A 19,989-nucleotide genomic window follows, 5' to 3' on the forward strand; every position below is an offset into this window, starting at 1 on the left:
TCTGAGTTTAGCGCGGCAAAAGCGCACGCAGCCTGGTGATTTCATCTAAGAGCTCAAGCGCTAAAGCAACGCCTGGCACATTGAGTTCTAAATCGTGAGTCAGATGTGCGGCTGTCTTTGCTCTTCTAAGGGAGTCGCCGCTAAAGCGCCAATCCTCAGGAGAAGTGCCCTGTGGGCTCAGAACACCTTCAGTTACCCACGACATAATGAGTTCTTGCGGCGTACGTGAGGCGTGCGACAGCTCTACGATGCTCATGTGCACTTCATTCTCAACAATGCTACCTTCAATCCAGGTGATATTAGTTTGAGTCATCGCATCATCCCTTCAAATGTGATCTTGGGTTGAAATCAAAAGCCTTTTCAAAATCTTGATAGGCTGTTTTCTGTGCCTCAGTTTCTGCTGGCGGCAGAACGATAGTCGGAATCACATAAAGATCACCAGCTTCAGCGCTAGGAATGCCTTTACCTTTTAGGCGCATCTTCCGCCCTGCAACTGTTCCTGCGGGTATCTTCAGTTCCAAGGTAGACCCTGCCGGCGTTGGGACATTTACCGTTGTTCCTAATGCAGCTTCCCATGGTGCCAAAGGAATATCAATAAATACATCCTTACCATCGACTCGATAAATGGGATTGGGGTGGAAATCAATTTCTAGATAGAGGTCTCCTGCTGGGCCTTCGCCCATACCGGGCCCACCTTGACCGGATAGTCTTAGATTTTGACCGGCCTTAATTCCTTTAGGAATACTGACGTCTAACTTACGCTCTTGTGTACTGACATGTCCATTGGCATCTTGGGTTGGCATGTGAAGAGAGATTGTGCGTTTTGCGCCGTTGTATGCATCAGCTAAATCAATCAAAATCTTAGCGTGGTGATCTTGCCCCTTGAAATTCATGCCTTGACGACTTTGTCCACCGCGTCCACCTTGGCGATGTTTGCCTCTGCCAAAGAGAGATTCAAAGAATTCACTTTGATCCCCTTCAAAGCCGCCGCCGTATCCAGGATGGCCACCACCAAACCCATCATCAGAGTATTCAAATCCTTCATTCCAATTTGGTGGGGGATTGAAGTCTTGACCATTTTTCCAGTTGGCACCAAAGCGGTCATATGCAGCCCGCTTTTCGGTATCTTTTAATACTGAATAAGCTTCGCCGATTGCCTTGAACTGTTCTTCTGCGCCAGCTTCCTTATTCACATCTGGATGGTATTTGCGCGCCAGCTTTCTATAGGCTGTTTTGATTTCAGCTTCGGTGGCGCCACGGGCGACGCCTAGTGTTTCGTAATAGTCCCTAAATTTCATAAGCCTGTTCAGTTTCGATTAAGTCTTGATTGAGCTAATAATCGATTTTACCGTTCTATTAGCTCATTACCCCAATTTGCCATGGAACAAATTCATAGTCTCCTAGGCCCAGAAGCTCGCTTTTGCTAGCTTCCCCTGATGCAGTGCGCAAGAAAAGCTCAAATATGCGCTGCCCCATCTCTTGGACCGAGACTGTGCCGTCCAAAATTTCCCCGCAATTAATATCCATATCCTCGGTTAAACGTTCGTACATTGGGGTATTGGTAGCTAATTTAATGCAGGGTGCTGGCTTTGAGCCAAACATGGATCCACGACCTGTGGTGAAGGCAATTAAATTGGCTCCTCCAGCAATTTGTCCTGTGGCAGAAACCGGATCAAATCCAGGGGTGTCCATAAAAACAAAACCACTGCTGGTAATGGGTTCGGCATATTTGTATACCTGCATGAGTGGACCAGTGCCACCCTTCATCGAAGAGCCTAATGATTTTTCAAAAATATTAGCAAGGCCACCAATTTGATTGCCTGGGCTTACTTGCCCGTTAATTTGCACATCTCTGCCAACAGAGTACTCATCTTTCCACCACCGAATGCGTTCAATCAGTTTTTCACCAATGGCTTTGCTTGCAGCTCTGCGAGTCAGCGTATGTTCAACTCCGTAGATCTCAGGAGTTTCAGAAAGAATCCCTGTGCCACCATGGCGCGACAAAATATCAATTGCTGCACCTAGGGCAGGGTTGGCGGTAATTGATGAAAATCCATCTGATCCTCCACATTGCAGACCCACGCACAGATGACTTGCTGCAACAGTTTGCCTTTTAGCTTTATTGGCCTCTGGCAGTAGGGCTTTAACAGCCTCGATACCAGCCTCAATGGTTTTACGAGTTCCTCCAGACTCTTGCATGATGAAGGTATGTAAAGTCGAGTCTGATTGAAGGTGTTCCTGCTCCATCAGGCCTTTGAGTTGATTGCGTTCGCAGCCTAGACCCACAATCAAAGCTGCTGCCAGATTGGGGTGGCGAGCGTATCCAGCCATCGTGCGACGTAAAAGCTCCATCGGCTCACCGCTCATCTCCATGCCGCAACCTATGTCATGACTAAAAGCAACCACACCATCTACATTAGGAAACTCTTTTAGTCGCTCAGGTGTAAACCATTGAGCAATTTTGTTTACAACGGTTGCAGAGCAATTGACCGTTGAAAGAATGCCAATAAAGTTACGCGTCCCCACTTTGCCGTTGTGCCTTACATAACCCTGAAAGGTAGCGCGTTCAGATTCAGGCAGAAGGGTGGTCGGCTTAAATTCACTTGCATAAGCATAGTCACGATCAAATTCTCGAAATTCAGTGTTATGGCTATGCACCATGGTGCCGGCTTCAATATCGACATTTGCAAAACCAACAGTAACGTTATATTTAAGAATGGGTTCACCCTTGAGAATCTGTTTGGCAGCTATCTTGTAACCAGCGGGGACCTGGCTGCGGCTCGTAAATTTTTCACTCGCTACTTCTGTGCCGATACCAATATCCACACGTGCCACAACAATATTGTCATTAGGATGTAGCCGAATAATGGGGCCAATCAATCGCTTTTCTGAGGTTTCAATCATGATTTCTGAGTATTGGTGAATGAATTCATCCTAAAGACAGTCGCGCGATAAATTAATGACTCAAGTCAAAAATCAGCACTTCTGCATCTTTGCCGCCATCAATTTTTAATTGAGTTTCCCCATCGATAAGCAGAGCATCGCCTTCAGATAATGGTTGACCATTGACATTGAGGGAGCCACGAATCAGATGCGCATATGCCTTGCGCTTCGGGTCTAACTGATGCGTTGCTGATTGAGGTCCATTAAATAGGCCGGCATACACCTTAGCATCCGCATGGATTTTCACAGCGCCATCATTTCCTTCTGGGGAAGCAACTAAACGAAGTACCCCATCTTTTTCTATTGCAGGAATCGTTTTTTGTTCGTAACCAGGTGCAATATCGAATTGATTGGGTTCAATCCAAATTTGTAAAAAATGGGTAGTCTGATCTTTTGCGTGATTAAATTCGCTGTGTACCACACCTGTACCTGCGCTCATGCGCTGTACATCTCCAGGCGGGATACCTTTAATATTTCCCATGCTGTCTTCGTGAGCCAATTCTCCTGAGAGAACATAGCTAATAATTTCCATGTTCTTATGGCCATGTTTCCCAAAGCCCATTCCTGCAGCAACCCGATCTTCATTGATTACCCTGAGATTGCCCCAGCCCATGAATTTGGGGTCATGGTAGCCCGCAAAAGAGAAGGAGTGAAAGCTTTTAAGCCACCCATGGTCTGCATAACCTCTATCGGCGGATTTTCTAAGGACTAGCATAAATTCTGAGCCTTTTCATTTAATGGAAGAGAGATATGCACATTATCATTAGCTTTTACAAAATTTGCAGATTGCCGGCCTATGGGAAGCTTCAAACAAAATACGCACGAGACCTTTTTGGGGCTTTCTGAGTCAGTTAAGGAAAAATGGGCTGACTTCACTCAATTTTTGAAAGAAGCATGGCCTCTTTTGCTTTTGCTGCTGCTGATTTTAATGGGCATCTGGTGGTATGCGGATCCACCCCCTCCGAGAAGAATTTCTATAGCGACTGGATCTGCTGGTGGGGCTTATGAGGTTTTAGGAAAACAATATGCTGAATTTTTTGCAAAAAAAGGCGTTACTCTTGAGCTCGTTTCTACTAATGGCGCACAAGAAAATATCAATCGCCTAGTCGATAAAAAGGATCCAGTACAAGCTGCATTTGTGCAAGCAGGAGTTACACGCCCAAAAGATATTAGCCGAGGTATTCAAACATTGGGCGCGATTGCTTATGACCCAATTTGGTTTTTCTATCGCGGCCAAGAGATCAATAGCGCTGACTTTGAGGAGTTACACCAAAAGCTGAAGTATTTCAAAGATAAAAAAATCAATATTGGTATTGATGGTAGCGGAACCAATGCTCAAGCGACCCGTATTCTTCGTGTTACGGGACTAGAAGATGAACGTGATTTCTTACGTATGCGCGGAGATCAGGCTGTAAAAGCCTTGCAAAGCGGAGAGATTGACGGCACCTTTATTGCTGATGGCTATGATTCGCCAAATGTTCAGATGCTTCTACACGATCCCAAAATCCATTTAGTAGCCTTTAAACGTGCTTCAGCTTTTGTGAAGATTATTCCCTATCTGCATATCATGGATGTGCCTGAAGGATCTTTTGATCTACCTCGCAATTTTCCCCGTGAAGATATGAAGTTGCTGGCTACTACAACAAATTTATTAATCGATGATCGGATGCATCCAGCAATTCAATTCCTTTTTCTGGAAGCAGCTAGGCAGATTAATGGCAAAGCCTCTTTTTTCGCAAGAAGAGGGGAGTTTCCATCTTTTAAAGATTCTCTATTGCCCGAGAGTCCAGTGGCAGTTCATTATGAAAAAAATCATTACCCTCTGCTGGCTGCTTATTTTCCATTTTGGCTTGCTGAGCTCATTAATAGACTCGTTATTATTTTCTTGCCGTTCTGTGCACTCGCTTATCCCATCTTACGAGCATTGCCTGGTTATCGTACTAAACGTATGTATGGAAAGATCAATCGTCTTTATGGCAACTTAAAAGAATTTGAGCAAGATTTATTGGTGAGCTATAGCCCTGCACAGCGTGATGAATATCTCAAGCGTTTAGATTTAATCGAGTATCAGGCCTTAAAGATTCAGGTTTCTAAATCAATTGCAGCTGATTACTATTCCTTGAGGACTAGTATTGATTTCGTGCGCAACTGCCTCAATAGGGGGGTACAGTCCTATCAATATGAAGGGGCTGTAGATCTCGATTTATAGTCGTTATTCGCTTTCACCGCCGCGACTCGGGAATTTGTACGAGGCGTAGCGAACAATGGCATTTGCTAGGGCCAAAATCAATATGGTAATTCCCATGAAGAGAATTGCCATGTCCGCTTCATGTTTGGTGTTCACCAAATCAATGATGAGGCGGGTGACCGCAGTGATTGCAACATAAATCAAAAACCGCACAGGCATATGGTTGGTTTTGAAGTAGATCCCAACCATGGCGCCGATTTCTAAATAAATAAATAGCAATAACAAGTCTTCGATCGAGGCTGATCCTTTGCTGACCATTCCCAGAAAAGCAACTGCTGCAGACCACACTGTTGCAGCGCCTATTGCAAATAGTGCTATGCGATGAAAGAGGGATACAAATAAGTTACCGATAGGTACGCTCCACTTTTCAATGGCATCTTCCAGCTTGGTTATATCTTTTGGTGGATTGGGGGTCATAGTCATCAAGTCTCCAGAGATCTAATCATTCCCATTAGTATATTTCTCAAATGAGATAAAGGAAGAAAAAAGAGGCACTAGAGCCTCTTTTTTTCTAGAATTACATCAGGTCAACCTAGGGTATCGGCCCAGATGTTGTGGGCCCACCCCCATGCGTAACGTCCTTCAAGAGACGACGGTTTTGTTGAAAGGCCTCCAGCTCCGTGAACGGGCTCAAACGTTTTATTCACTGCGCTATATTGATGCACGCTAGCTACATGAATCGTTTCTGTGGCATTTACAAAACTATAGCAGGCATTATTTACGACTGGCGTAGGATTGATTTCCCACCCATTGAGCTCGGCTACTATCGCAGCTGCAGCGACTTTTGCTTGTTGATTAGCCATATGCCCAGACTTTGGCATTGCTGGCGCTACTTGAATTGAATCACCCAATACATGGATATTTTTTTGAGCAGTTGATTCAAAATTAAGATAGTTCACATTCACCCAACGCCCATTTGAGTTTGCTAACCCCGTTTTGATAGCAATTAAACCGGCATTCATAGCGGGTAAAACATTTAAGACGTCGGCACGGACGTCTTCTTCTACCTCTATTTTCAAAGTTTTTGTCTTGCCGTCTACTGCAATCACATTATTTCTTGGGCGGTAATCAATTAAGCCTGGATATTCATCGGCCCACGCTTTTTTAAAAAGTGCGCCTTTAGAGGTAACGTCGTCATTTGCATCCAAGATAAGCACCTTGGATTTAGGTTTGTACTTTTTAAGATAGCTGGCTACCTGACAAGCTCGCTCATACGGGGCTGGTGGACAGCGGTAGGGCGCTTCAGGAATAGTGATTGCAAAAGTACCGCCATCACGCATCGCAGCCAATTGCTTGTATAAGGCCACCGTTTCAGGCCCAGCTTTCCATGCCTGAAGAGTCGCCCCAGCTTTATTGGCACTCGCAAGTCCTTCAATACTGTCCATTAAGAGGCTGACCCCAGGTGATACCACGACCTTGTCATAAGGAAGCGCTATTCCAGACGAAAGTTTGACGATTCTTTTATCAGGATCAATACTGATGACGCTATCTTGAATAATCTTGACTCCGTGCCGCTTGCTGAGGGTGTCATAGGGACTTGTTATCTCTGCAAGTGAGCGAGATCCGCCAACAACTAAATTAGAGAGTGGGCAGGACACAAAGGACGCGTTAGGCTCAATCAGGGTCACTTGAGCGGTATTGTTAGAGAAGAGGCGTAAATATTTTGCGGCAGTAGCGCCGCCATAACCACCGCCAATCACCAAGATCTGCGCTTTTTGCAAATTAGCATGAGCCGGATTAGAGAAGCCTGCTAATAATCCCAGTGCTGCTGTACCTTGGCCAATAAATTGTCGACGATCCATGATGTACATCCTTATTATTTTTTGCCTAGCTGCACAGAGATGATTTCGAGTTGCTCATCTGAATAACCTTTAGCCAGCTGGGGCATGATGGTGCCTTCGCGAGCACCCGATTTATATGCCTTAAGCTGCTCGAGCAACTGCTGGCTGCTGAGATTATTAATGAGGGGCATGCCACCATCCACTACGCCTTTACCGTCCGTACCGTGACAATTGGCGCAGGTAGCTGCTAATGAGCGATGATACAAAGAAAGAGTTTGCGGGGATTGCGCGAAGCTGACACTGCTTATTCCAGCAAGAATCAAAAAGACGTTGCTTGTAAAAGCAGTCTTAAGAATTTTTTTTTGCATAGTTAAATCATCTCTTTAATGAAGTCCGCCGTGACGAAGTAGCGCATCAATACTGGGTTCTCTGCCGCGGAATGCTTTAAAAGATTCGGCGGCGGGTCGACTTCCGCCAACCTCTAGGATCTCTTGACGATAACGGCCTCCAGTCACTGGATCTAGCACTGAGCCGGTGAGTTTTGCGGCCTCTTCAAATGCAGAGTAGGCATCCGCAGATAATACCTCCGCCCATTTATAGCTGTAATAACCTGCAGCATAACCACCAGCAAATATATGGCTAAAGGTATTGATCCAACGAGAAATATCCGGCTGTGGAATCACATTAAACTCCACGGCAAGCTTTCTGGATAAATGAAGAATGGCTTGGCCTTGAGCAAGGGCGGCATCAAAGCAAGAATGCAGTCGCCAATCAGTCAAGGACATCACAATTTGACGTAATGTCATTAAGCCGTTCTGGAAATTTTTTGCCGCCAGTATCTTGTCAAAGAGTTCGCGGGGTAATGGTTTTCCGGTGTCTACATGGGCAGTCATTTTTTCTAATACCTCCCATTCCCAGCAAAAGTTTTCCATGAACTGGCTCGGTAGTTCAACAGCATCCCATTCAACGCCATTAATTCCTGAAACGCCTAACGCGCCTACTTGGGTTAATAGGTGATGTAAGCCATGACCACTTTCATGGAAAAGAGTAATGACATCATCATGGGTAATAGTAGGCTGGCGTAATACGCCATCTACTTTGACGGGCGGTGCAAAGTTACAAACCAGATAGGCAACTGGTACTTGGACTTCACCATTCGGTAGTTCGCGGCGGCCTCGAGCATCATCCATCCAGGCCCCACCACGCTTGCCTGATCGTGCATATGGGTCTAGATAGAAATAGGCCAATATTTTCCCTTTAACATCGCTAACAGAAAATGACTGCACATCAGCGTGCCATGTTGGTAAATTGGCAGGCTCAATTTTTACGCCAAACAATGTTTGAATGACGCCAAAGAGACCATCTAGCACTTTTGGTAATGGAAAGTATTGCTTGAGTTCATTTTCTGAAAATGCATAACGTGCTTGCTTTAATCTCTCAGAAGCAAATGGAACATCCCATGCTTGAAGGCCATCGGTAACTCCCAATTCCGTTTTAGCAAACGCATTAAGCTCATCCCAATCCCTTTGGGCAAACGGCTTAGATTTTTCGGCGAAATTGGTTAAGAAGAGATCAACTTCATCAACAGTACTAGCCATCTTAGGCGCCAAGCTCAGGGCTGCATAATTTGCAAATCCAAGCATGCGCGCTTCTTCATCACGTAAGCGCAACTGATTGAGCATATTCTGAGTGTTATCCCAATCAATATTGCCATCGGCGTATTTGGGCGCCAACTCTGAGGCGCGTGTAACGTAAGCCTCATACATTAAACGCCGTAGCTCTCGGTTTTCTGAGTACTGAAGCACTGGATAGTAAGAAGGGAAGTGCAACGTAAAGGCCCAGCCTTTGAGGTTCTTTTGACTTGCGGTATCCGCAGCTGCAGCGACTACATCCTCAGGAAGACCAGCTAATTCCTCCGTCTTTGTTATTAGGTGAACAAAGCGATCAGTTGCATCTAAAACATGATCTGAAAATGCCTTTCCTAGTTGGGCTTGCTCGTCTTGAATTTGAGCAAAGCGGGGTTTATCCGCTTCGCTCAGTTCAGCGCCACCCAAACGGAAGTCACGCAATGAATTTTCAATCACTTTTTTCTGGGCCCGATTCAATAAGTTGAATTCAGGACTATTACGTAAGGCTTTAAATTTTTGATACAGGGCTAAATTTTGTCCCAGGCTAGAAAAAAAAGCAGTGACCTCTGGCAGCATTTCTCCATAAGCTATTCGCAGCTCTGGTGAATCAGCAACACTATTTAAATGGGAGATCACACTCCAAGATCTGCCGAGTGATTCGGTTGCATCCTCAAGGGGTTCGGCCAATTGATCCCATGTGGGCGACGTGTTGGGATTTACGGCAAGGTCGACTGCAGTTTGCGCGTGTTTTAGGAGGAACTGAATTGCTGGTGCAATATGCTCGGGCTTTACCTCAGCATAAGCGGCTATGCCGCGGCCAAAGTTCAGTAAGGGATTATTTTGTAATGAGGCAGGTAAGGCTGCAGAAGGATTTGTAGTCATCCCTCTAGCTTAATGGACGCAGATTGTTTTTGCTTAAAACTCCCTGCGTTTTCTTAGGGTTTTGAGGCCTTTTCAGCGGCTTCTAGCGTATTCATGAGCAGCATGGTGATGGTCATTGGGCCGACACCACCAGGAACGGGGGTGATCCAGCCGGCAACGTATTTAGCGGCATCAAAGTCAACGTCGCCACAGAGCTTGCCATCAGGCAGGCGGTTAATACCCACGTCAATTACAACAGCGCCATTTTTAATCATGTCACCAGAAACCATCTTGGGTTTACCGGTAGCTACCACCAGAATGTCAGCATCTTTAGTGTGATGAGCTAGATCCCGAGTTTTGCTATTGCATATAGTGACGGTGGCACCTGCCTGCAGAAGGAGCATTGCCATAGGTTTGCCAACAATATTAGAGGCCCCCACAATGACAGCTCGTGCGCCGCGAATAGGGTACTCAATACTTTCTAGAAGTTTCATGCAGCCATAAGGAGTGCATGGGATGAATTCTGGTTTACCCACCATTAAAGCGCCAGCATTCGAAACGTGAAAGCCATCCACATCTTTTTCAGGTGCAATCGCTTCAAGAACACGCTCAGCGGCAATATGCTCTGGCAATGGTAGTTGTACCAAAATCCCATGGATTGCAGGATCAGCATTGAGAGTCGCAATTCGAGCAAGTAACTCTTCTTCACCTAATTCTGCTGGGTAGGGTTCTAATACCGAATGAAAGCCAACATCTTCACAAGCTTTTACTTTATTACGGACATATACCTGGCTTGCAGGGTTATCGCCAACGACGATAACCGCTAGACCAGGCCTAACCCCTTTAGCGGTAACAATGGCAGCCCGCGCAGCGATTTCAGCTCGTAGCTTTTTAGAGAGGGCGTTTCCGTCAAGTAATTGAGCTGGCATATTGCAAAGACGATGTTAATTAATTGGGTTGTGGATCAGAAAGCGCTAGGCGGAGTAAATCAGCCACAGTATTCACATTGAGCTTTTCCATAATGTTGGCACGGTGTGCTTCAACGGTCTTAATGGAAATTCCTAAATCATCAGCAATTTGTTTATTCAAGCGACCAGCGACGATGCGCTCGAGCACTTGACGTTCGCGACCAGTTAATTTACTGAGTAGGCTTTGAGTAATTTTTCTTTGGCTAGCTTGTGAGTAATCCACGCGCGCTTTAGCGAGCATGCGATCAACTAAACCGCAGAGATCATTTTCTTTAAATGGTTTTTCAATGAAGTCTACTGCACCACGTTTCATTGTTGACACTGCCATGGAGACATCGCCATGACCGGTAATGAATGCCACTGGCATCGGTAAGTTCTCGCTGATCAAGCGTTCTTGTAGTTCAAGTCCAGACATGCCTGGCATGCGAACATCCAAAATAGCGCAAGAGATCGTAGACTTATCCGTACTTTGAAGAGATTGCAAGAAACGTTCAGCGCTCGCATGACACCGAACAACATAACCATTGCTTTCTAGAAGCCAAGTTAACGAGTCGCGCACTGCCTCATCATCATCAACTACATAGACCACTTCGGCCTGGTTTGGTTTAGAGCTAACGCTTAAGTTCATATTCGGTCTCGCAAGGTGAGTCTAAAAGTAGGACTACTAAACAGCAGCCTTAATCTCTGGAGATTCAAGGGGTAGAAGTATTGTAAAGGTGCAGCCTGACAGCTTGGTATGTTCCGCATCCATGGTATTGATTGCCCACAGGCGGCCATGGTGTGACTCAATAATGGACCGGCAAATATTGAGGCCCATACCCATCCCGTCGGATTTGGTGCTGAAAAAGGGCTCAAACATACGCTGAGAGACGGATTCTGGGATTCCTGCCCCTCCGTCAGTTACCTGAATTTTGAGCATGGCTGGGAAAATACTGGTGTCTAAATCGGCGCTGATATTAACCACAGGAGCCGACCAGCGAGAGGAGAGTGGGTAGGCCTCTCGCGTGCTATCTAAGGCATTTTTTAATAAATTGACCAAAACTTGCAAAATCAGCACAGGGTCGACATCAACCTCAGGAAGATTGGGCGCGATATTAGAAGAGATACTGAGACGATGACGATGCGCCTCAATCTCAACTAAACCGACTGCGTCATTAATGATTTCCGAAATCGCTAAAGACTTTCGTTGGGGTTCGCTGCGTTTCACAAATCCTCGAATGCGTTGAATAATCATTCCCGCACGGTGCGCTTGATCCGATGCTTTTTCTAGTGCTGGCAAGATGTCTTTGCCAAGGGCCGGGTCTATATTTCCCTCCAGGCGCTTAGCTACACCCATACAGTAATTGGAAATTGCCGAAAGTGGTTGGTTTAACTCGTGAGCAAGAGAGGACGCCATTTCACCCATAGTGGTGAGGCGGCTAGTAAATTGCATGCGCTCTTCTTGCTGGCGCGCTAAGTCGTCTGCCACCTTTCTAGGGGTAATGTCAGTAGCAATGAGTAGTTGCGCTAGATGCCCATCAACCCAAGGAATATATCGACGTCGTACTTCATACCATTTATTGCTGCCATCACTTAGCTGGATTTCTTCAGATTCCGATTCTTGATAGAGGAATGAAGTAGGGATGCCATCCCGAATGTAATCTTGAAGATCTTGTGCAATGTTATGTAGTGTCTCAATTCTATTTTCTTGATGGGCCAACAAAAAGTGACCCTTCGAGTCATTGCCAAAATGCTCGCGATAAAAACGGTTGGCGAACAAGAGCTCATCATCCTCAAGGGATACCACTGAAACGGCGGCATCTAGACCTTCAAGAACAGTGGTAAAGCGTTCCTGTGACGCAGCCAATTCTTCGCGGATCTTTTTAGGTTCAGAAATATCAATTAATGAGGTAACCCAGCCAGTTTGCTTACCCCTTTGATCAATCAGCGGAGCAATAAAGGTGCGGGTCTGAATAAGCGATCCATCTTTACGCAAAATGGCCCCTTCGATCCCCTTTTTCATTCCCGCATCAATATCTGAATTAAGGGCGCGATTCATTTTCTCGACTAACTCATCTCTTCTGCTATCTGGCCAAAAGGGGAAGGGAGGGTGAAGGCCAATGAGCTCATTTGGTGTCCAACCCGTCATTTCACAGAATGCGCGGTTGACATACGTAATGCGTTTTTGCATATCATGTGCACGGATACCAATTGGTGTGGAGTTTTCCATTGCATTACGAAAGTTTGTTTCTGTCCGTAAATTGGCCTCTGCTTCTTGGCGAACTTGCATTTGTTTTAGAACTGACCACAAACTCCAAATCACGAAGGCAGATAATCCTAAAACAACCCCGATCAGCATTCTGAATGTGAGATTAGTTGGGGGCGGGTAAGTATCAATCCGCAAAGTCATATTAGGACTAAGAACCCCAATATCTAAGCTGGTCTGATTGCTAAAAGCCCTTTTGGGGATATCGCGGTCCGATGAAATGGATAAGACTCGTTCGTTATCAGCAAGAAGGGTAAAGCGGTAGTGGGCTTTTAAGTCACCTGGAATGATGTCGAGTATTCCTTGTGTGGTGTATAGAGCGGCTAAAAAGCCAATCGCCTCTCCACCAACAATATTGGGCACCACTTGCCAAAAAACAATCCTATCGTTGACGGGCGGATCAGTGCTTGGCAAAGTCAGAGTCAGAAATGGGCTGAATGCTGCACGACCAGTTAACCTACTCAATTCAATTGCATTACTTAGAGCAGTATTAATTGCTTGATCATTCTGAGTTTTACCAATCCAATCGGGTTTGGACGTACTTGGTGGAGCACTCCATTGGCGTTGATATTTTTCATTCAACCAGAGAACTTTGACAATCTCATGATTATTAATAACCAGATCATCAGATTGTTCATGCGCAAGCTGTTTCAGCTTTGTGTCATCAGCACTCACTGCAATTTCGCGATTGATTGTATTGAGCGTTTCAAGATTATTTGCAAAGCGCACTTGAATGCGCTGCTTGGCAAATGAGAGCTCTCTAAATAGAGCGGCTTCTTGTTGATTCTTCTCTTGGAGGTGCAGCGTTCCCAAAATGATGCCCATTACCGCAGTAAAAAGAACGATGGCGAGCAGCGGTGTGTAAACGAGCCGAAATCCCCGTATTTTTCGGAGCCATTTAAATGGGCTGAGCAGTAGGCTGGAAAAAGCGCTGAATTTCATATGATTAAGGGTCATTTTGCCTGATTAACCAGTAAAAATTGGATTTCTCGAGGCTAGAGCACCCATTCTATATGCAACGCAGCAAAATACCACATTATGAGAAATATTATCATTATGTGGAAAATTGCTTGTTTACACCCATATACCTTCCTAGAATGTTGCCTATAGAGTTAATGACAAATTAAGAACTATTAAACGGAGACAAAATATGGCCGCAGTTCCAGAACAGTTTTTAGGTAAGCAAAATGCGCAGGACGTAGATCCTGGAGAAACACAAGAATGGTTGCAGGCACTCGATGGTGTCATCCGCACTGAAGGCGCTGAGCGCGCTGCTTATTTAATTGATCAGCAAATTTCTCATGCACGTGTCAATGGCGTGAATCAACCATTTCATGCAGAGACGCCTTACATCAATACGATTCCTGTAGAGAATCAAGCGCGATTACCAGGCGATCAAAATGTAGAGCATCGCATTCGTTCATACACTCGTTGGAACGCAATGGCGATGGTTCTGCGCGCAAATAAAGATACCAACGTAGGCGGACATATTTCCTCGTTTCAATCTGCAGCGACTTTGTATGACGTAGGCTTTAATCATTTCTGGCATGCACCTTCTCCTGAGCATGGTGGCGACTTAATTTTTGTTCAAGGACACTCTGCACCAGGTGTATATGCACGGGCATATATGTTGGGCCGTTTAGCGGACGAGCAATTAGATAACTTCCGTCAAGAGGTTGGGGGCAAAGGTATTTCATCCTATCCGCATCCTTGGTTAATGCCCGATTTCTGGCAGTTCCCTACAGTGTCGATGGGTCTGGGCCCAATCATGGCGATTTATCAAGCCCGCTTTATGAAGTACTTGAGGGATCGTGGCTTTATTCAAGAGCAAGGCCGCAAAGTTTGGGCTTTCTTGGGTGATGGTGAAACTGATGAGCCTGAATCTTTGGGCGCGATCGGTATGGCCGGTCGTGAGAAGTTGGATAACTTGATATTCGTAATTAATTGCAACTTACAGCGTTTAGATGGACCTGTTCGCGGTAACGGAAAAATCATTCAAGAATTGGAAAGTGAATTCCGAGGCGCTGGCTGGAATGTTCTTAAAGTAGTTTGGGGTGGTCAGTGGGATGCGTTGTTTGCACGGGATAAGAAAGGTATCTTAATGCAACGTCTTGGCGAAATTGTTGATGGTCAATATCAAACAATGAAGGCAAAGAATGGTGCCTATGTTCGAGAAATTGTTTTCAACACTCCTGAGTTAAAAGCCCTGGTAAGTGACTGGAGCGATGATGAGATTTGGCAGCTTAATCGTGGCGGACATGATCCCCATAAGGTCTATGCCGCTTTCCATGCTGCCGTAAACCATAAAGATCAGCCAACGGTAATCTTGGCCCATACTATTAAAGGCTACGGCATGGGCGGCTCTGGTGAGGCAATGAATATTGCTCACCAAGCTAAGAAGATGAATGCGGATGACGTGCGTCGCTTCCGCGATCGTTTTGAAATTCCAGTAAAAGATGAGCATCTAGATGAGATGCCTTTAGTGAAATTCGCTGAAGGTAGTGCTGAACTTGAATATATGAAAGCGCGTCGGAATGAATTGGGTGGATATCTCCCGCAGCGTCGCCAAAAAGCAGATAGCTTGCCTGTACCCGCACTAGATGTTTTTGCTCCATTGCTAGAGGCAACTACCGAAGGCCGTGAAATTTCTACAACAATGGCTTTTGTTCGCATGCTCAACACAGTAGTGCGCGATAAGGTTTTGGGCAAACGGGTAGTGCCTATTGTTCCTGATGAATCACGTACTTTTGGTATGGAAGGTATGTTCCGTCAATTGGGTATTTGGAATCAATTGGGACAGTTATATACCCCAGAAGACCACGATCAATTGATGTTCTATAAAGAGGATCAGCACGGTCAGATTTTGCAGGAGGGTATTAACGAGGCAGGTGGTATGTGCGACTGGATCGCAGCTGCTACTTCTTACTCGACCCATGGTGTTCCCATGTTGCCGTTCTATATTTTCTACTCCATGTTTGGTTTCCAACGTATCGGTGACTTAGCGTGGGCTGCAGGAGATATGCGTAGCCGTGGATTCCTATTAGGTGGTACTGCCGGTAGAACCACACTCAATGGTGAAGGCTTACAGCATGAAGATGGCCATAGCCACCTGTGGAGTGGTGCAGTTCCGAATTGCATTAGCTATGACCCAACATTCTCATTTGAGTTGGCTGTAGTAATCCAAGATGGTATGCGTCGCATGTTGGAAGTTCAGGAGGATGTGTATTACTACGTCACTTTAATGAACGAAAACTATGCTCATCCAGCTATGCCAAAAGGTGCTGAGAAAGACATCATTAAGGGAATGTACAAGCTCAAGTCAGTTGGTGATGACAAGGCTAAATTGCGCGTGCAGCTCTTGGGCTCAGGTACGATTTTCCGTGAAGTGATTGAGGCAGCTGAGATGCTACACAAAGATTGGGGTATTGCCTCTGATTTGTGGGGCTGTCCAAGCTTTACAGAATTGGGTCGTGATTGGACTGCAGTGCATCGTGCCAACCTACTTAATCCATCAGCAACACCAGCACTCTCACATGTGGAGAAGTGCCTCAAGGACACTTCTGGTCCTGTGATTGCGGCTACAGACTACGTACGTTTATTTGCTGAGCAAATTCGTCCAGCCATTCAACACTTAGGACGTCGTTATGAGGTGTTAGGTACCGATGGTTTTGGTCGCTCGGATACTCGTGAGAAGCTCCGTGACTTCTTTGAAGTAGATCGTCGCTGGGTGGTAATCACTGCTTTGAGATCTTTAGTTGATGCCGGTCAATTGGATCGTCAAAAATTGGCTGAAGCCATCAAGAAGTATGAGATTGATGCCACTAAACCTAACCCAATGACGGTTTAAGAAGAGATAAATTCATGAGTCAAATAATCGAAATTAAAGTTCCCGATATTGGTGATTACAAAGACGTTCCAGTCATTGAAGTTCTGGTTAAGCCTGGTGATCAAGTAGAGAAAGAGCAATCTATTGTTGTTCTTGAGTCCGATAAAGCCACGATGGATGTTCCTTCTTCTCACTCTGGAATTGTGAAAGAAGTGAAGGTCAAGGTTGGCGATAACCTTTCTGAGGGATCGGTTGTGATCATGTTGGAGGAGGGCGCTGCTGCAGCCGCACCAACTCCAACAGCAAGTGCGCCAGCACCCGTTGCGGTCGAGGCTAGTTCGGGCGGAGCGCCAATCGAAATTAAAGTTCCCGATATCGGTGATTACAAAGACGTTCCAGTCATTGAAGTTCTGGTTAAGGCTGGTGACAAAGTTGAAAAAGAACAATCCATTGTTGTTCTAGAATCTGATAAAGCAACGATGGATGTTCCTTCTTCTCACGCTGGAATTGTGAAAGAAGTGAAGGTCAAAGTTGGCGACAACCTTTCTGAGGGGTCGGTTGTAGTGATCTTAGAGGGAGGCTCTGCAGTTGCTACTCCACCAGCAGTGTCTTCTGCAGCTCCTGCTCCTGCTGCGACTAAAGCGGTAGCAGTAGAGCCGCCAATTGCTCGGGCTCCGGCACCTCCTCCGGTGAGCAATACGCCGGCTCCAATAGATGCCGCATTGAGTCACGCCAGTCCTTCTGTTCGTAAGTTCGCTCGCGAACTCGGTGTCACTATCACCCAGGTAAAAGGATCTGGTCCTAAAGGCCGCATTACTCAGGAAGACGTCCAGGCATTTGTTAAAGCGGCTATGAGTGGTGGCGCTGGTAATCCTGCTGCTGCACCCAGTGGTGATAGTTTGGGTGGACTCAATATTATTCCTTGGCCTAAAGTTGATTTCGCTAAGTTTGGTGAGATCGAGCGTCAACCATTAAATCGCATTAAGAAACTCACTGCTGCCAATCTCGGCCGTAACTGGATCATGATTCCTGCTGTGACATATCACGAAGATGCGGATATCACTGATTTAGAAGCATTCCGAGTATTGACTAATAAAGAGAATGAAAAGAAGGGTGTCAAAATTACGATGCTCGCCTTCTTAATGAAGGCTGCAGTAGCTGCCTTGAAAAAATACCCAGAATTTAATAGTTCCTTGGATGGTGATGATTTGATATTGAAGAAGTATTTCAATATTGGTTTTGCTGCTGATACCCCTACCGGTTTAGTGGTGCCTGTCATTAAAGACGTAGATAAAAAAGGTATCTTTGATTTAGCTAAAGAAACTTCTGACTTGGCCGCCTTGGCCCGTGATGGCAAGCTGAAACCCGAGCAAATGCAAGGTGCTAGCTTCACTATTTCCTCTTTAGGAGGTATCGGCGGTACCTATTTCTCCCCGATCGTGAATGCGCCAGAAGTGGCTATTTTAGGTGTGAGTAAGGCTGCTATGAAGCCAGTATGGGACGGTAAGCAATTTGTCCCACGCCTGATTTGCCCATTGTCATTATCTGCAGATCATCGTGTGATTGATGGCGCCTTAGCGACACGTTTTAACGTGTACATTGCTCAACTTTTAGCCGACTTCCGTCGCGCTAGTCTGTAAGGAGGGTGTATGGCTAAGCAAACAATCCTCGTTCCAGATATTGGTGACTACTCAGATGTGCCAGTGATTGAAGTGCTGGTCAAGGTTGGAGATGTGATTGAAAAAGAGCAGCCTCTATTAGTTCTTGAATCAGATAAAGCAACTATGGAAGTGCCGGCAGATGCCAGTGGAACGATTACTAGTATTACAGTGAAATTGGGCGACAAAGTGAGCAAGGGTTCTGTCATCGCTGAAATTGAAGCCAGCGCTGGTGCAGCCAAGCCCGCTCCTGCCGTAGCGCCTATCGCGGCTCCAGCGCCAGCCGCAGTTTCTGCTCCAGTAGCAGCACCCAAGGCAGGGCAACACAGCGGTAAAGTCGATCATGAGTGCGAAGTATTGGTCCTTGGTGCTGGCCCCGGTGGCTACAGCGCAGCCTTCCGTAGTGCTGATCTTGGTATGAACACCATCATCGTAGAGCGCTACGCCACATTAGGCGGTGTGTGTTTGAACGTGGGTTGTATTCCATCAAAAGCATTACTGCATACCACCTCTGTAATGGATGAAGTAAAAACCATGGCTAAACATGGCATCACTTTTGGCGCACCAAAGATTGAAATTGATCAACTGCGTGGCTACAAAGATTCTGTCATTGCAAAACTCACTGGTGGTTTAGCTGGTATGGCTAAGGCGCGTAAGGTAAAAGTGGTACGTGGCTTAGGTCGATTCTTGGATGCAAACCATGTTGAGGTGGAGCTTACTGATGGCACAGGCCAAGACTTAACTGGAAAAAAAGAAGTAGTGCACTTTCAGAAGGCCATCATTGCTGCTGGTAGTCAGCCAGTGAAATTACCTTTCTTGCCAGAAGATCCGCGTATTGTCGATAGCACTGGCGCACTCTTGCTTAAAAGTATTCCTAAAAGAATGCTGGTGATAGGCGGTGGCATCATTGGTTTAGAAATGGCAACTGTCTACAGTACTCTTGGCTCTCGTATTGATATTGCCGAGATGATGGATGGTTTGATGGCGGGTGCTGATCGCGATTTGGAGAAGGTCTGGGAGAAGTTCAATGCTGGACGCTTTGAAAAAATCATGCTCAAGACCCGTGCAGCTAAAGCTGAGGTAAAGCCTGACGGGATTCAAGTCACTTTCGAGGGTGAAAATGCACCAGCTGAGCCACAAACATACGATCTCGTATTGGTTGCGGTGGGTCGTACACCAAACGGCAAGAAGATTGACGCTGGTTTAGCGGGTGTGCAAGTAGACGAGCGCGGCTTTATTTCTGTTGATAAGCAAATGCGAACTAATGTTCCTAATATTTTTGCTATCGGTGATTTGGTTGGTCAGCCGATGTTGGCTCATAAAGCGGTGCATGAAGGTCACGTTGCAGCGGAAGCAGCCTTTGGTGAGAAGTCTTACTTCGATGCCAAGCAAATTCCATCAGTTGCCTACACTGATCCAGAGGTTGCTTGGGCAGGTTTGACTGAAGAACAATGCAAGTCTCAAGGTATCGCTTATGAAAAGGGCTTATTCCCTTGGGCGGCTAGTGGACGTGCCATTGCCAATGGACGAGATGAAGGTTTCACAAAACTCATTTTTGATGCCAACACCCACCGCATTATTGGTGGCGGTATAGTTGGAACGCATGCTGGCGATCTCATTGGTGAAGTATGTTTGGCGATCGAGATGGGTGCTGATGCGGTAGATATTGGTAAAACCATTCATCCACACCCCACACTTGGTGAATCTGTTGGCCTGGCTGCTGAAGCCGCACATGGCCACTGCACAGACTTACCACCGGTGAAGAAAAAGTCTTAATTTGTCGCCTCACTAAAATAAAAAGCCCCGAGCAATCGGGGCTTTTGCATTACAG

General features: G+C 45.9%; 15 protein-coding genes. 4 read left to right on the forward strand and 11 right to left on the reverse strand.

The genetic code is table 11. The features are described 5' to 3' along the window. Positions 1-7: 7 nt before the first annotated feature. From PNUC_RS03775 to PNUC_RS03790, 4 genes are read right to left on the reverse strand one after another with little or no spacing between them, the layout of a single operon-like run. Positions 8-313, reverse strand: a complete 306-nt coding sequence (locus PNUC_RS03775; RefSeq protein ID WP_011902565.1) for a chaperone modulator CbpM — start codon at positions 311-313, stop codon at positions 8-10. A 4-nt stretch (positions 314-317) separates the two neighbouring features. Then, complete coding sequence (locus PNUC_RS03780) at positions 318-1,298, reverse strand: DnaJ C-terminal domain-containing protein (protein ID WP_011902566.1); 981 nt, start codon at positions 1,296-1,298, stop codon at positions 318-320. Between the two features lie 58 nt (positions 1,299-1,356). Further along, the gene (locus PNUC_RS03785) at positions 1,357-2,904 is read right to left on the reverse strand and encodes a UxaA family hydrolase (RefSeq protein ID WP_011902567.1); all 1,548 of its coding nucleotides are present in this window, start codon (positions 2,902-2,904) and stop codon (positions 1,357-1,359) included. A 52-nt stretch (positions 2,905-2,956) separates the two neighbouring features. Next, on the reverse strand, positions 2,957-3,658 hold the full coding sequence (locus PNUC_RS03790) for a pirin family protein (RefSeq protein WP_011902568.1): 702 nt from the start codon (positions 3,656-3,658) through the stop codon (positions 2,957-2,959). 81 nt (positions 3,659-3,739) lie between these two features. On the opposite strand from PNUC_RS03790, the gene PNUC_RS03795 reads away from it, so the two are divergent. After that, the gene (locus tag PNUC_RS03795; protein WP_011902569.1) at positions 3,740-5,152 is read left to right on the forward strand and encodes a TAXI family TRAP transporter solute-binding subunit; all 1,413 of its coding nucleotides are present in this window, start codon (positions 3,740-3,742) and stop codon (positions 5,150-5,152) included. A 3-nt stretch (positions 5,153-5,155) separates the two neighbouring features. Here PNUC_RS03795 and PNUC_RS03800 read toward each other — a convergent pair whose 3' ends face one another. From PNUC_RS03800 to PNUC_RS03830, 7 genes are all read right to left on the reverse strand, one after another. Then, positions 5,156-5,614, reverse strand: a complete 459-nt coding sequence (locus tag PNUC_RS03800) for a phosphate-starvation-inducible protein PsiE (RefSeq protein ID WP_011902570.1) — start codon at positions 5,612-5,614, stop codon at positions 5,156-5,158. Between the two features lie 104 nt (positions 5,615-5,718). Then, positions 5,719-6,993, reverse strand: coding sequence for an NAD(P)/FAD-dependent oxidoreductase (locus PNUC_RS03805; protein ID WP_011902571.1), 1,275 nt, complete (start codon positions 6,991-6,993; stop codon positions 5,719-5,721). Between the two features lie 14 nt (positions 6,994-7,007). Beyond that, entirely contained in the window at positions 7,008-7,340 is a 333-nt protein-coding gene (locus PNUC_RS03810; protein WP_011902572.1) for a c-type cytochrome, read from the reverse strand. A 15-nt stretch (positions 7,341-7,355) separates the two neighbouring features. Then, on the reverse strand, positions 7,356-9,482 hold the full coding sequence (locus tag PNUC_RS03815) for a M3 family metallopeptidase (RefSeq protein ID WP_011902573.1): 2,127 nt from the start codon (positions 9,480-9,482) through the stop codon (positions 7,356-7,358). A 53-nt stretch (positions 9,483-9,535) separates the two neighbouring features. Beyond that, positions 9,536-10,390, reverse strand: a complete 855-nt coding sequence (folD, locus tag PNUC_RS03820) for a bifunctional methylenetetrahydrofolate dehydrogenase/methenyltetrahydrofolate cyclohydrolase FolD (protein WP_011902574.1) — start codon at positions 10,388-10,390, stop codon at positions 9,536-9,538. A 19-nt stretch (positions 10,391-10,409) separates the two neighbouring features. Further along, positions 10,410-11,057: a response regulator transcription factor gene (locus PNUC_RS03825; RefSeq protein WP_011902575.1), complete on the reverse strand. Its 648-nt coding sequence runs from the start codon at positions 11,055-11,057 to the stop codon at positions 10,410-10,412. A gap of 36 nt (positions 11,058-11,093) precedes the next feature. Next, complete coding sequence (locus tag PNUC_RS03830; RefSeq protein ID WP_011902576.1) at positions 11,094-13,631, reverse strand: sensor histidine kinase; 2,538 nt, start codon at positions 13,629-13,631, stop codon at positions 11,094-11,096. Positions 13,632-13,824: 193 nt separating this feature from the next. On the opposite strand from PNUC_RS03830, the gene aceE reads away from it, so the two are divergent. From aceE to lpdA, 3 genes are read left to right on the forward strand one after another with little or no spacing between them, the layout of a single operon-like run. Beyond that, positions 13,825-16,521 carry a pyruvate dehydrogenase (acetyl-transferring), homodimeric type gene (gene aceE / locus PNUC_RS03835; RefSeq protein ID WP_011902577.1) on the forward strand — a complete coding sequence of 899 codons (2,697 nt, stop codon included), beginning with the start codon at positions 13,825-13,827 and terminating at the stop codon, positions 16,519-16,521. 14 nt (positions 16,522-16,535) lie between these two features. After that, entirely contained in the window at positions 16,536-18,140 is a 1,605-nt protein-coding gene (gene aceF / locus PNUC_RS03840; RefSeq protein ID WP_011902578.1) for a dihydrolipoyllysine-residue acetyltransferase, read from the forward strand. Between the two features lie 9 nt (positions 18,141-18,149). Beyond that, a complete protein-coding gene (lpdA, locus tag PNUC_RS03845) occupies positions 18,150-19,934 on the forward strand; it encodes a dihydrolipoyl dehydrogenase (protein WP_011902579.1) in 1,785 nt (594 codons plus the stop codon). Positions 19,935-19,989: the final 55 nt, after the last annotated feature.

The sequence above is a fragment of the Polynucleobacter asymbioticus QLW-P1DMWA-1 genome (assembly GCF_000016345.1).
Classification (GTDB): domain Bacteria; phylum Pseudomonadota; class Gammaproteobacteria; order Burkholderiales; family Burkholderiaceae; genus Polynucleobacter; species Polynucleobacter asymbioticus.

Coding starts and splice junctions, on each gene's coding strand:
- PNUC_RS03825 (WP_011902575.1), bottom strand. CDS start 11,057: ATGAACTTAAGCGTTAGCTCTAAACCAAACCAGGCCGAAGTGGTCTAT.
- PNUC_RS03805 (WP_011902571.1), bottom strand. CDS start 6,993: ATGGATCGTCGACAATTTATTGGCCAAGGTACAGCAGCACTGGGATTA.
- aceE (WP_011902577.1), top strand. CDS start 13,825: ATGGCCGCAGTTCCAGAACAGTTTTTAGGTAAGCAAAATGCGCAGGAC.
- PNUC_RS03810 (WP_011902572.1), bottom strand. CDS start 7,340: ATGCAAAAAAAAATTCTTAAGACTGCTTTTACAAGCAACGTCTTTTTG.
- PNUC_RS03775 (WP_011902565.1), bottom strand. CDS start 313: ATGACTCAAACTAATATCACCTGGATTGAAGGTAGCATTGTTGAGAAT.
- PNUC_RS03780 (WP_011902566.1), bottom strand. CDS start 1,298: ATGAAATTTAGGGACTATTACGAAACACTAGGCGTCGCCCGTGGCGCC.
- aceF (WP_011902578.1), top strand. CDS start 16,536: ATGAGTCAAATAATCGAAATTAAAGTTCCCGATATTGGTGATTACAAA.
- PNUC_RS03795 (WP_011902569.1), top strand. CDS start 3,740: ATGGGAAGCTTCAAACAAAATACGCACGAGACCTTTTTGGGGCTTTCT.
- folD (WP_011902574.1), bottom strand. CDS start 10,390: ATGCCAGCTCAATTACTTGACGGAAACGCCCTCTCTAAAAAGCTACGA.
- PNUC_RS03815 (WP_011902573.1), bottom strand. CDS start 9,482: ATGACTACAAATCCTTCTGCAGCCTTACCTGCCTCATTACAAAATAAT.
- PNUC_RS03785 (WP_011902567.1), bottom strand. CDS start 2,904: ATGATTGAAACCTCAGAAAAGCGATTGATTGGCCCCATTATTCGGCTA.
- PNUC_RS03800 (WP_011902570.1), bottom strand. CDS start 5,614: ATGACTATGACCCCCAATCCACCAAAAGATATAACCAAGCTGGAAGAT.
- PNUC_RS03830 (WP_011902576.1), bottom strand. CDS start 13,631: ATGACCCTTAATCATATGAAATTCAGCGCTTTTTCCAGCCTACTGCTC.
- lpdA (WP_011902579.1), top strand. CDS start 18,150: ATGGCTAAGCAAACAATCCTCGTTCCAGATATTGGTGACTACTCAGAT.
- PNUC_RS03790 (WP_011902568.1), bottom strand. CDS start 3,658: ATGCTAGTCCTTAGAAAATCCGCCGATAGAGGTTATGCAGACCATGGG.